General features: G+C 67.3%; 13 protein-coding genes. 3 read left to right on the forward strand and 10 right to left on the reverse strand.

The window, feature by feature from the left end; genetic code table 11:
• Positions 1 to 1,234: molybdopterin-dependent oxidoreductase (locus tag OXF11_22040; protein MCY4489767.1), on the forward strand; the 1,234-nt coding region annotated here is incomplete at its 5' end.
• On the forward strand, positions 1,231 to 2,088 hold the full coding sequence (locus tag OXF11_22045; protein MCY4489768.1) for a xanthine dehydrogenase family protein subunit M: 858 nt from the start codon (positions 1,231 to 1,233) through the stop codon (positions 2,086 to 2,088). The genes OXF11_22040 and OXF11_22045, both read left to right, overlap by 4 nt.
• Positions 2,089 to 2,090: 2 nt before the next feature.
• Here OXF11_22045 and OXF11_22050 read toward each other — a convergent pair whose 3' ends face one another.
• From OXF11_22050 to bcp, 9 genes are all read right to left on the reverse strand, one after another.
• On the reverse strand, positions 2,091 to 2,378 hold the full coding sequence (locus OXF11_22050) for a type II toxin-antitoxin system RelE/ParE family toxin (GenBank protein MCY4489769.1): 288 nt from the start codon (positions 2,376 to 2,378) through the stop codon (positions 2,091 to 2,093).
• Positions 2,375 to 2,563 (reverse strand): hypothetical protein, encoded by a 189-nt coding sequence (locus OXF11_22055; GenBank protein MCY4489770.1) that lies wholly within the window; start codon positions 2,561 to 2,563, stop codon positions 2,375 to 2,377. The genes OXF11_22050 and OXF11_22055 overlap by 4 nt, the downstream gene beginning before the upstream one ends.
• 358 nt (positions 2,564 to 2,921) lie before the next feature.
• The gene (locus tag OXF11_22060) at positions 2,922 to 3,539 is read right to left on the reverse strand and encodes a fused MFS/spermidine synthase (protein MCY4489771.1); all 618 of its coding nucleotides are present in this window, start codon (positions 3,537 to 3,539) and stop codon (positions 2,922 to 2,924) included.
• Positions 3,539 to 4,468 carry a fused MFS/spermidine synthase gene (locus OXF11_22065; GenBank protein MCY4489772.1) on the reverse strand — a complete coding sequence of 310 codons (930 nt, stop codon included), beginning with the start codon at positions 4,466 to 4,468 and terminating at the stop codon, positions 3,539 to 3,541. Before OXF11_22065 ends, OXF11_22060 begins: the two co-directional genes overlap by 1 nt.
• A 195-nt stretch (positions 4,469 to 4,663) precedes the next feature.
• The gene (gene nirK / locus OXF11_22070) at positions 4,664 to 5,581 is read right to left on the reverse strand and encodes a copper-containing nitrite reductase (protein ID MCY4489773.1); all 918 of its coding nucleotides are present in this window, start codon (positions 5,579 to 5,581) and stop codon (positions 4,664 to 4,666) included.
• A 253-nt stretch (positions 5,582 to 5,834) separates the two neighbouring features.
• Positions 5,835 to 6,209: a VOC family protein gene (locus OXF11_22075; GenBank protein MCY4489774.1), complete on the reverse strand. Its 375-nt coding sequence runs from the start codon at positions 6,207 to 6,209 to the stop codon at positions 5,835 to 5,837.
• Between the two features lie 80 nt (positions 6,210 to 6,289).
• The gene (locus OXF11_22080; protein MCY4489775.1) at positions 6,290 to 7,654 is read right to left on the reverse strand and encodes an MmgE/PrpD family protein; all 1,365 of its coding nucleotides are present in this window, start codon (positions 7,652 to 7,654) and stop codon (positions 6,290 to 6,292) included.
• A 4-nt stretch (positions 7,655 to 7,658) separates the two neighbouring features.
• Positions 7,659 to 8,135 (reverse strand): tRNA adenosine(34) deaminase TadA, encoded by a 477-nt coding sequence (gene tadA, locus OXF11_22085; protein MCY4489776.1) that lies wholly within the window; start codon positions 8,133 to 8,135, stop codon positions 7,659 to 7,661.
• A gap of 71 nt (positions 8,136 to 8,206) precedes the next feature.
• Positions 8,207 to 8,683: a thioredoxin-dependent thiol peroxidase gene (gene bcp, locus OXF11_22090; protein ID MCY4489777.1), complete on the reverse strand. Its 477-nt coding sequence runs from the start codon at positions 8,681 to 8,683 to the stop codon at positions 8,207 to 8,209.
• Between the two features lie 152 nt (positions 8,684 to 8,835).
• Here bcp and OXF11_22095 point away from each other — a divergent pair, with 152 nt between their 5' ends.
• On the forward strand, positions 8,836 to 9,633 hold the full coding sequence (locus OXF11_22095; GenBank protein ID MCY4489778.1) for a DUF427 domain-containing protein: 798 nt from the start codon (positions 8,836 to 8,838) through the stop codon (positions 9,631 to 9,633).
• Between the two features lie 22 nt (positions 9,634 to 9,655).
• Here the strand turns inward: OXF11_22095 and OXF11_22100 are convergent.
• Positions 9,656 to 12,219, reverse strand: a 2,564-nt coding sequence (locus OXF11_22100; GenBank protein ID MCY4489779.1) for a putative Ig domain-containing protein, incomplete at its 5' end; no start/stop codon positions are given.

Consider the following 12,219-nt stretch of genomic DNA (forward strand, 5'->3'; position numbering starts at 1 on the left):
GAACCTGGTGCAGCCGGAGCAGATGCCCTACACCACCCCCAACGGCAACGTCTACGACAGCGGCGACTATCCCGGCCTGCTGAAGCGGGCGCTGGAAAAGGTGGACTACCCGGCACTCAAGGAAGAGCAGGCGCGGGAGCGCGGGAAGGGCCGCTATCTCGGCATCGGCGTGGTCATCGGGGTGGAGCCCGGCGGCCGCAACGCCGCCCGCGACATGGCCATCTTCCCCGAGATGAAGGAAACGCCCGGGTCCGGCGGCATCAACGGCGCCACCATCAAGCTCGAGAAGAACGGCACCATCGCCCTCTACCTGGGGTCCCCCAACTGCGGGCAGGCCCACGAGACCACCACCGCCCAGGTGGCCGCCGGTATTCTCGGCGTAAGCCCGGACGTCATCAGCACCACCACGCCCTTCGACAGCGATGTCGCGCCCTGGGGCGTGGCCGCCGCCAACAGCGGCAACAACTTCCACCTCTACGACATCGGCTCCATCATCGGCGCGGCCACGCAGCTCCGGGAGAAGGTCCTCAAGGTGGCCGGCCACATCCTCGACGCCGAGCCCGCGGACCTGGAGATCGCCGACGGCGTGGTGACCGTTCCCGGGTACCCGAGGCGCAAGCTCACCTTCGCCGAACTGGGCAAGGCGGCCTACAACAACCAGTCGCTGCTGCCCGAAGGCATCGACGCGGGGCTGCAGACCACGTTCTACTACACGTTCCCCCACGCCCAGCCGAACATGGTGCCGGGCAAGGACCGCCGCGTCCGCGCCCAGTTTACCTTCGGCGCCGGCGCCCACGTGGCCGTCGTGGAGGTGGACCCGCGCACCGGCAAGGTCGAGGTGCTGCGCTACCTCATCGTGGGCGACAACGGCACCATCATCAACCCCGGCGTGGTGGATGGACAGATCTACGGCTCCGCCGCCCACGGCATCGCCGTGGCCCTGGGCGAAGGGTTCGTCTACGACGACGAGGGACAACTCCTCACCATTACGTTGACCGACTACGGCAAGTGTTCCACCGCCGAGACCCCCCACGTCGAGGTGGAGCACGCGCCATCGCCCTCGAAGTTCACGCCGCTGGGACAGAAGGCCGCCGGCGAAGGCGCGGCCATCCCCTCCCCCGCCGCCATCGCCAGCGCGGTGGAGAACGCCCTGGAGCCCTTCGGCGTCAAGATCCGGCATCTGCCGCTCACACCCGAGCGGGTATGGCAATTGATTCAGGAGGCCCAGGCATGATCCCCGGCGCGTTCGACTACCACGCACCCGCTTCCCTGGAGGAGGCCCTGTCGCTCTTGTCCGCCAACCTGGACGACGCCAAGGTCCTGGCCGGCGGCCAGAGTCTGTTGCCGCTCATGAAGCTCCGGCTCGCCAAGCCCGAGGTCATCATCGACATTGGCGGCCTGCCGGACCTGAACTTCATTCGCGAAGACGGCGACCACATCACCATCGGCGCTCTGGCCACCTACACCGACCTGGCCGAGTCCGAGCTGATCCAGAACCGCTGCCCGCTGCTGGCCCAGGCTGCCGTGGTGGTGGGCGACGTACAGGTACGGAACCGCGGCACCGTCGGCGGCGGACTGGCCCACGCCGACCCCGCCGAGGACCTGCCGGCCGCCATCCTGGCCCTGGACGCCGAGGTCAAGGCGGTCGGGCCCGACGGCGAGCGCTGGATCTCCGCCGGCGAGTTCTTCATCACCATGCTCACCACCAGCCTGATGCCCGAGGAGCTGCTTACCGAGATCCGCGTCCCCGCCCGGGACGGCTACAAGTCGTCCTACCAGAAGGCCTCCCGGCAGGCCGCCGGCTTCGCCATCGTGGGCGTGGCCGCATGTCTGAAGGAGTCCGCCGACGGCACCTGCGAGGACATCGCCATCGGCGTCACCGGCGTGGGCGATATCGCCTACCGCGCGGAGAAGGTGGAAGAGGCGCTACGCGGCCAGAAGCTCGACGACGGCGCCATCGCCAGCGCCGCCGCCCTGGTCACGGACGGCGTCGACCCCATCGAAGACGTCAACGCCACCCCCGTCTACCGCGCACACCTGGCGCGGGTGTACGTGGAGCGGACGATCCAGGCGGCACGGGCGGGGTGACTCTAAAGGGTGGACGGCAACCGCTGAGCGCCGTGCAGTACAGCCAGTACTTCAACTCGCTCGGCTTTGACCCGGTAGATGATGCGATAAGGCCTTTCGATGACTTCGCGGACATCCGGCGCCTCATATTCCGGGACTATGCGACCAGATTCCGGAAACTGGGCAATCTGCTCCGAACGCCGTGTAATGCGATCCACTACGCGTTGCGCATACAGAGGTGCGTCCTGAGCGATGTGTTCATAGATGGCCAAAAGGTGCTCAACCGCTGTCCTCGTCCAGTGCGTCTTCACGTCGCCAAACCAAACTTGGCCCGCACCTCCTTGACGTCCATAGTCCGGCCCGCGTCGCTGTCGGCCAAACCTGCCTCAATCGCTTGCCGTACGTAGATCTCGTACATCAAATCGTCCCAAGTGGCGCTTGCCGGGAGCTTTTCGATCAGACGCTGTGCTTCCTGTCTGATGTCGGTGGTGGGCATGGATCACCTCTTCTCTGCGACTAAAGACATGTGTCGTCCAGAAGTCCTGACGTTTACGACCCAAACCGCTCCGCCAAAATGCTTCAGGATCGCCGTTCCCGAAGTCGCGCAATGACATCGGCAGCGGGCTGCACATGCCCCGCTTCGATCTGACCGTCGCCGAGCGCGAGGAGTTTGACCAACGCGATTGTTTCTCTGATCGTGTCGCAGCCGGCAGCGTTTCGCATGGCCGTCCTGCTCTGACTATGTCCGGACCGCTTCATGTTGAATCCTCACCAAATAATCTAGACCCTGAAAGGCTCCCGGCACAAGCCATGTTGGGGCCTCCGACCGACGCAGCTCGGCACGGGTCCACTCATCAGACGTCCCGGATGGCGCCGGAGCGACTCAGGATCAGGGACGCCACGCCGCACGCGATCAGGACACATCCGAATACCACGGTGATCTTGCTGGTTCCCACGTTGGGGATGAAGACGAACACGGTCACAAGGGTGCCGAGCACGTTGCCCATGGTGGAGACGCCGTAGACGGCGCCGGTGATGCGGCCGCCGTACGACAACTCCTTGAGCAGCAGGCGCACGAAGAACGGCGAGAGGGCCGCGAGCAGCGCCACGGGGAGGAAGGTCAAGGCCACGGCGGCGACCATGGTGCCCCAGAAGTCGTAGCCGGCGGACAGCATGATGGCCTCCATGACGCGGTTTGCCAGGAACGCCACGAGGATCAGGTAGACGCCGACGGTGGAGAGCACGGCCGATACGATCCAGATTTCCCGGGAACGGTCGGCGACGATGCCGCCCGCGGTGTAGCCCACCATCATGGCGAAGAGCACGACGGCGATCAGGCAAGCCCAGGTCGTGATGCCGCTGCCGAAATAGGGGTTCAGGTACCGGCTCCCCAGCATCTCGAAGCCCATGAGGGCGAAACCCGAAAGAAAGATCAGCAGGAACAGCCACAGCGAACCGATCGCACGTCCCATCACCACTTTCCTTTCAGGAACTCGTCCAGCTTACGGTTGTGCCTCTCGATGGCGCGCAGCGCTTCCACCGGCGCGAAATCGTCGGTGAGCGTGTCGGTGTCCGGCAGGCGCTTGACGCTGCGCCTCTGGGCGACCATTTCGCTCAGCGGGTACTTGAACCCGAACCTGTCGTCCAGTTTGGCCGCCGTTGATGCCAACTCGGCCTGTTCGCGCCGGGGTCCATCATAGGCGACCATCACCACGTTGCCGCCCGCGTCGTACAGGTCCACGTGGTCGAACACCTTGCCGATGGTGACCAGGGCGGCGTCGAACATCATGGTGTTGGGCTCGACGTTCTGCACCACCGCGCCGCCGGGCCGGACGCGGGTCTTGACGAGCCGGTAGAACTCCGTCGTGAGCAGATGGAAGGGCACGAAGGCGCTGCGATAGGCGTCGATCAGGATGACCGGCCACTGTGTTCTCCGCCGCTGGATGTACCGGCGGCCGTCCTCTATGGAGACATTGAAATTCGGTTCGAGCCGGACCCCGAAGTAACGCTTGGCCAGCTCGAACACCTCCGGGTCGAGCTCCACCGAGGTGACCTGAAGGTCGGGCATGGTCTTGTGCAGGTACCACGCGGTCCGACCCCCGCCGAAGCCGATTTCGAGGACCCGGTCCACGTCTCCCGCGTAGGCGAGGACGGCGGTCATGTACCGCGTGTATCGGGAAGGGAGCGCCAGCTCGTCGCGTGTGTCGTACACCGTCTCCGTGTAGAGCGCCCGGTTGTGCCCGAACGTCATGGTGACGATCGGCCCTTCCTTGAAAATATAGATGTTGTTGTACACGGACTCGCGTTTGGCGATGAGGACTTGATCCGCCACCGCGGGTTGCACTTCCGTGAACAGGAACAGCGCCAGAACGGCGCAGAATGCGCCAAGGGAGTTTCTCATGCCGCAAATCATGCTTTCGGAATCCTGAAAGACCGCCAATGATATAGACCCTGAACGGATCGAGGCACAAACCGGCTGGTCAAGGGAAGGCATTCCGCGAGTCGGAAAAAGAAGGCGCCGGCGGTTTGAAACCGCCGGCGCCTTTCACTCAGCCAACGCCGCCGCCGTCCCGTTCACGGCGGCGGACAGTCCGTTTCAGTGGCCGCTCGCTGCCCCCGAACCCTTCTGCTTGACGGCGTAGATGTCGGGCTGCTCCGCCCCGGCAACCGCCAGCACGCCAACGGCTCCCCGCAGGATGCGGAAGATGGCATGGTCCACCAGCAGGTAGTTGCCCGGGACGTCCACCTTGAAGTCGACGATGGAAGCCGAACCGCTCGGGATCAGGGTGGTCTGAACATCCTTGTCAGGATCGCTCACCGATCCTTCCCGATACACCGCGTCGAAGATCTCGCCGATGACGTGGAACGACGAGATCTTGTTCGGACCGATGTTGCCCACGTAGAGACGAACCGACTCGCCCACGTTGGCCTTGAGCGCGCCCTCGCCCATCAGGGACTGCGTATGGCCGTTGAAGACGATGTATTCCGGTGTCTCGGCGGAACCCTTGGCCGAGGAAAAGGTCTGCAAGCCTTCGTCGCCCACCTCGCCCTCGGTGTAGAACTCGCTTTGCATCACGTAGTATTCGCGGTCCACCTTGGGCATGCCGCCGGCGGGCTCCACCAGAATCACGCCATAGAGGCCGTTCGAGATGTGCGCGGGAATCGGCGGGGCCGCGCAGTGGTAGACGAAGAAGCCCGCGTTGAGGGCCTTGAAGACCGCCACGGCCTTCTTGCCCGGGTCCGCCATCAAGGCGTTCGCCCGGCCCCCGGGGCCGGTGACGGCGTGGAAGTCCACGGTATGGGTGAGCTTGCCCTTGGAGTTGTCCAACCGCACCTCGAACGTATCGCCCTGGCGCAGCCTTATGAACGGACCGGGAACCTTGCCGTTGTAGGTCCAGAACTCGTACTGGACCCCTTCGGACAGTTCGCCGACCTTTTCCTCGGTCTGCAGGTTGATGATGACGTGGGCCGGCTCGGTGCGCGTAATGGGCGGGGGCACGTTGGGAGCGTTCACGAGCGTGGCCTCGATCGGATTCGCCGCCCATGCGCCCGTACTTGCGAGGCAAACGCCCAGCCCCCACGTCGCGAGAAACGCCCACCTGGAGAAATACTTCGGGGACCTTCGCGGATTTGTGCGAGTTAGCATTCGTGACTCCTTTCGTCTCCCAAGCGTCCCATCGGCCACTCCGGCCAAGCACAGTGGCTTGAAAGGGACACGCCATACATCGGTTTCCTGTTTGGTAGTTACCGACGCTTGACGAAAGAAGTCAACCCGATGAAGTGGAAAGCTCCAGGCGGTTGCCGCTCGGGTCGACGACGTAGACCGAGTAGCCCTTGCCGTCGTCGTGGCGCCGGACCTCGCTCACCTTGGCGCCCCGCGCCTCGATCTCCTTGACGAAGTCCTCGGGCTCGCCACGGGCATCGATCTCGAAAGTGTGATGCGGCACCCGTGGGTGGCGGTCCTTGGAGGAATCGAAGACGCCCAGGACGGCGCCGCCGAGATTGAGCCGGACGACGTCCACGCCCGCGACCTTGTGCTTCTTGCGCACGGTCGCGCCCAGCACCTCCTGGTAGAAACTCACCGTCTGTTCCAGGTCCTCGGCGTTAAAGTTCCACGAACGAAATTGCGTCAGCTCGGACATGGCCAACCTCCATTTGTTGCGAGGGATCCCGGACCCATCCCTCTTCCAAGAGAACCCGTGCCTTCCGCTGAGAGCGGGTTCTATTCCACGCGCGCAGCTTCGAACAACGGGTCGAGATTTTCAAGCGCGTCGAATCGCCACAAGAGTTCCAGCAGCGTCGCGCGCCGGCTCTCCGGCAACACCCCGGCGGTGAGTCCGTGGAATTTCTGTTCCAGCTCCGCATCGGACAGCGGGTTGCGGCCGTGACCCTTGGGATAGTCCGTGGCACGGGTGAGCCGGCCTCCGGAACGCAGATCCACCTCCATGCGGGCGCGTTGCTGCGCCGGGTAGCCGCGGGTCGCCTCGGGGTCCTCGCTGACCTCGACCTTGCGCATGAGCGGACGGAGGAGCGGATCGGCGATGCGCTCCTCGGCGAAACTGGCCGGGGTGAGCGCACCGTCGGCGAGGGCCACCGCGACGACGTAAGGGAGGCTGTGGTCCGCGGTCTCGCGGGTTTGTGGGTCCCATTTCTCAGGCTCGCCGGCGGCGTTGCGCACGGCCACGCGGTAGGTGGCGATGCGGATACGCTCCAGGTCTTCGAGATCGAACTCGTCCCTCAGTTCCAGCGCCATGCCGGCGCCGGCCTGGGTGTGTATCTGCGCCGGGAAATACTTGATGCTGGTGTGAGTGAGCTTGAAGGGCACGCCCGCGCTGGCGTCGCCGAAGCCGGCCAGTTGCAGAGGACCGGTCACCTGCTCGAAGAGGCCCGAGCGGCCCTCAAAGGGCTCGGGCGGACCGTCCATGCCGCCCCGGGCGAGAAGCGCGGCGAACAAGCCGTTGCGCACGGCCATGGCCGTGGCGCAGCCCTTCCACATGGACAGCTCGCCCACGCGGGTCTGGCCCAGCGGCACCTGGGACACCGCGGTCATGGCGATGGCATGCGCAAGCCGATCTTCCGGGAGGCCCAGCACCTTCCCCGCGGCGCAGGCACTGGCCAGGCCGATGAAGAGCCCCTGGTCCCAGCCCTTTTCGCGGGTGGCGAAGCGGTCGGCGAACTGTCCGTAAAGCTCGTAGGCCAGCACCAGCGCGGTGATCACGGCGCGGCCCGGCGCGCCCGCCGCCTCGGCCGCGGCCAGCACCGCGGGCAGCATGTCGCTGGGATGGCCGCCGCCCGGCGAGACGAAGCTGTCGTTGCAGTCCAGATAGCGGATCATGGCGGTGTTGGCGAAGGCCGCCGATTCCGGCGAGGTGCTCCGACCGCTTCCCAGGATTCGCGCCGCGCCGCTGCCCTGTACCACGGGCGCCAGTTCCCGGGCGATGCGGCACGGAGCCGCGTCAAAAGCCCCCAGCGCGCAACCCACGGAGTCGAGTATCCGGCGACGAGCCTCGTGGACGGTGCCGGCCGGAAGGTCCCCGTACATCAGGGAGGCGGCATAGGCACTGAGGAATTTCGTGGTGGCATCCATGCAATCAGGTGGCGCGCCGCAACGCGATGAAGAACTCCTTGAGTAGTGAGCCGCACTCTTCGGCCAGCACCCCGTCGGTGACGGTGACTTGGTGGTTGAGACGCGGATCGTCGCAGACCTGGTAGAGCGACCTCACGGCGCCGCCCTTGGGATCAAGGCAGCCGAACACCAGCCGCCGGACGCGCGCCTGGACGATGGCGCCGGCGCACATGACGCAAGGTTCCAGGGTGACGTAGAGAGTGCAGTCGTCGAGCCGCCAGGACGCCCGCTCTCGCGCCGCCTCCCGGATGGCGGTGATCTCCGCATGGCTCGTGGGGTCCGCCCGAGACTCGCGGCGGTTGTGGCCCCGCCCGATCACGCCGCCGTCGCGGACCACCACGGCACCCACGGGCACCTCCGCCTCCTGACGCGCCGCCTCGGCCTCGGCGAGAGCCAGCGCCATGAACGCTTCGTCCGCCTTCCGCGACGCCTCGCAGGCCATGGGATTCTCCACGAGTGGGTCGGTTCCCGCGATGGCTCCGGCGTCAACGCCCACGCGCCGGGAACCTTCGCCTATGCCAGCTCCGCCAGATCATCGAGCACCTCGCGCGCGTGCCGTGCGGGCTTCACCTTCTCGTAGATCCTCGCGATCCTGCCGTCGGGATCGATGAGGAAGGACATCCGGTAGGTTCCCTCGTACTCCCTTCCCAAGAACTTCTTCTTGCCCCAGACGTCGTACAGCCGCACGACTTCCTTCTCTTCGTCCGCCAGCAACGAGTAGGGAAGCTCGTGCTTCGCGGCGAACCTGGCATGGCTCTTGACCGGATCCACGCTGATCCCCAACACGGTGGCCTTGGCCTTGTCGAAGGCGCCGATGTGGTCCCGCATACTGCGGGCCTCCGTCGTTCAGCCGGGGGTGGCGTCCTTGGGATAAAAGAACAGCAATACCCACTTCCCCCTGTAGTCGGAGAGCCCGTGGGGATTGCCTTCCTGGTCGGGCAACCGGAAGTCCGGCGCCGCGTCACCGGGCTTGTGTTTCATGGATGACATGCCTCCCGTCGGATGTTCCCGATGTTTCTACAACGCGGGATGCCCGGTGCCAAGCCGGCCCGGCGCACAGAGCGCGCCTTGACACCTTCGCGTCGGGAATAGCAGAATCCGCGTGTCCCATCCCGATGGGAACATTCAAACGGAGGAGCCTCATGGAAATCGTACACAAGCCCCGGAGCTACGGCGAGCATACCGATCACTGGCTCGATTTCGAGGAAAGCCCCCGGCGGGTCCGCGTCAAGTTCGGCGGCGAGACCCTGGCGGACACCAGGCGCGCCATGCTGCTGCGGGAAGCGGGCCACGTCCCGGTCTACTACTTCCCGCAAGAAGACGTGCGCATGGAATTCCTGACGCCCAACGACCACCACAGCCGCTGCTCCGTGAAGGGCGAGGCCTCCTACTGGGACATCACCGCCGGAAACGAGACGGCCGAGTCCGCGGCCTGGAGCTACCTGGACCCCGAGCCCCGGTCCCGTGACATCGCGGGGTACCTCTCCTTCTACTGGAACCGGATGGACGGCTGGTACGAGGAGGAGGACGAGATCTTCGTCCACGCTCGGGACCCGTACAAGCGGGTGGACGTGCTACAAGCCTCTCGGCACGTCCAAGTGACCGTGGGTGGCGAAGTGGTGGCCGATTCCACAAGCCCCCGGATCGTCCTGGAGACCGGGCACCTGATCCGCTACTACTTGCCCCGGGAGCACGTGCGCGCGGACATGCTGGAACCCAGCGACACCCGGTCCCAATGCCCCTACAAGGGCAAAGCCCGCTACTGGTCGGTTCGGGTGGGGGACGATATCTTCAAGGACACCGTCTGGAGCTACGAGGAGACCATCCCCGAATGCCCCAGGATCAAGGACTTGATGTGCTTCTTCAACGAGCGGGTAGACGCCATCCACGTGGACGGCGAGCGGCTGGAGATCCCCAGGACCAAGTGGTCGCGGAGCTGACCCGGCGGGTGGCTTTCCCTTCCTACCAACGCAGCCGCAACGTGAACTCGACACGATGCTCGGGTCGGTGGCCGCGGCCGCGCGTCTCGCGCCTGGTTCCTCCGAGGTGGAGCGCGAAGGTTTCGCCATGGCTCCGGCGGGACGACAGGCGCCAGCCGAGGCTGTGGTCGCGGTAGGTGTCGGACAGCGCGAAGCCCAGCTCCGGTGTGCCGCTGAAGCGGCCCCCCAGGGTGGCGAGGCCGTAGCCGAGGCGGGTCTCGAAAACGCGGCCCGCCTCACCGGCGGAAGTGAACCCGGCCAGGGTCGCGCGCGAAAGCAGTGCGCCGGCATCGCTGTCCTCCGGCGCCCCCATGGTCTGACGCAGCGCGAGCGATGGGCCGAGGTCCGAGGTGGGGTCCCGGTCCCAGGTCAGCGAAGCCACCCAGCCGGTAGCGCGCAACTCGGCGTCCTGGTGCACCAGCAACCCGCGGCCGCGGATCTCCACCCCGAGTCCGTGTCGCGGGTCCGCCCAGGCGAACCCCGCGCCCACGTCGAGCCCGTAGCCGCTCTCGGCGTCGCCCTCGTCGTACCGCGCCCCTGTCTCCAGCGTAGGCGTCAGCCGGACGCCGTTGAGCTCGAGGCCGCGCCACGCTCCCGAGAGCGCCACGCCCAGCCGCGAAACGCGGGCATCCTCGGCCGCGAGCACGTCGCGCACCGCTTCGACCTTCGTACGCACGGCCATGGCCCGCACCTTCACCGCGAGCTCCAGCCCGCCGATCACGCCCGGCGCCAGCACGACGCCGCTGCCGCCCGCCGCCGCCAGGGTCAGATTCATGCCGGTCTCGATCGCGGCCGCCCGCCGGGCCGTGAGACGCATCCGGCCGGTGCCGTGCCCGACCACCCCCCACACCGTTCGGCCTGGGCCCAGGCGGTAGCGCCCGTACGGGTAAAGCCCGGTGAGCGTGCCCTCCACCGTGCCGTCCCCTTGCGGCGAGCGGTAGTCGCCGGCGCCGCGCGCGTGGGAAAGCAGCACACCCGCCGTCCAGTCACTCTTGGACCAGTCGGCCCCCAGCATGCCGCTGTTGATCTCGCCGTCCAGAGCCGTCCCGTCCGCCGCCACCCCCTCGAAACGCGAGAACGCGCCCTGGCCCCACAGGGAGCCGACCCCGCCGCGCGCGCCGCCCGTGACCGCGAATGACGTGCCCGTCAGCAGGTCGCGTTCCGTCACCGTGCGCCACGACACTCCCCCCGGTGCTTCGCGGCCGCCGTCATCCCTCGGCGTCACGGTGATCGACTGGCCCGCGATCCGGCCGTCAAGACCCGGGCTCCGCGGCGCCGTGAGTTGGCGTTCCACCACCTCCATCACCTGCTCCGCCACCGTCCGGCCGAAACGCCCGGCCCACCCGCGCGGCGCCCCACCCTGGCCCGGAATCGTTCCGGTCGCTTCCCCTTGCGCGATCACCGCCCCGACGGCGTTCGACAGCACCAGCGTCAGCGTCTCCACCGGTTCCGTCGCATCGTCCGCCAGCACCGACACCGACACGGCCTTCTCCGTCTCTCCAGGCGCGAACTCCAGCATCCCCGAACCCGCCTCGTAGTCCGTCCCCGGAGAAGCCGTGCCCGGCCGCGTCGCCCACTCCACCGTCACCGCCGCCCGCGCCGCCGGCGCCAGGGTGACCCGGAACGTCAGCTTCCCGCCCTCCGGCGCCCGCGCCGCCGCCACGCGCAACCTCGATTCTTCCCGCGGTTCCTCGGGCGGTTCCTCGGGCGGTTCCTCCGGCGGTTGCTCCGTGCGGCTCGTGGCCTCGTGCCCGATCTCCACCTCCTCCCCGGCTTCGTCACGGATCGCTCCGCCACCGAGTTCCAGCGCATTCGCCGGCACCGTCACTCCGCTCACCGCGCCGTCCGCCACCACCAACTCATACTCGAACGTCAGCACCCGCGTGCCCGAACCGCGCACGTAAAAAGCGCGCCGCTCCACCGCCGCCGGCGATCCGCTCCCGCCGGACAGCACCACCCGCAGCCACGGCGTCCCCGCCGACGTGTCCACGATCACCACCCGGTCGAAGACAGCCGTCACCGTCACCGCTTCCCCGGTCTGCCAGCCGTCATTGCCCGGCGACGGCGCCACCGCCACCGTGGGCGCATCGCTCCCCGCCGCCGGCGTCACCGCCGGGAACGCCACAGGCACCCGGGCCGGGTTGCCCGCCGCGTCGGTCACGGTCACCGTCGCCGTGGCCGCCGCACCCGCCGCCGCCGGCGTGCCGCCGATCACCCCCGTGCTCCCGTCGATCTCCAGCCCCGCCGGCAGGCCCGCCGCCGCGTACGACGCGATGTCCGTGTCCGTGGTCGCCGGGATCAGGTCCGGCAGCACCGTACCCGCCTCGATGGACGACGGCACCGTGTAGCTCACCGCGGGCGCCGTCAGGTCCACCGCCACCGTGCGCACCACGTCCGCCGCCGCCGCGAAACCCGCCTTGCCCGCCCGCACCGTCAGCACCACCAACGGCTCGCTCAGGTACGCCGCCTCCGCCGCCACCGTCGCCGTCCACTGCCCGCCGGCGTCCGACGCCGTGCTCAGCGTCTCCCCGCCCACCAAAACCGTCA

This window comes from Deltaproteobacteria bacterium (assembly GCA_026712905.1).
GTDB lineage: Bacteria > Desulfobacterota > Binatia > UBA9968 > JAJDTQ01 > JAJDTQ01.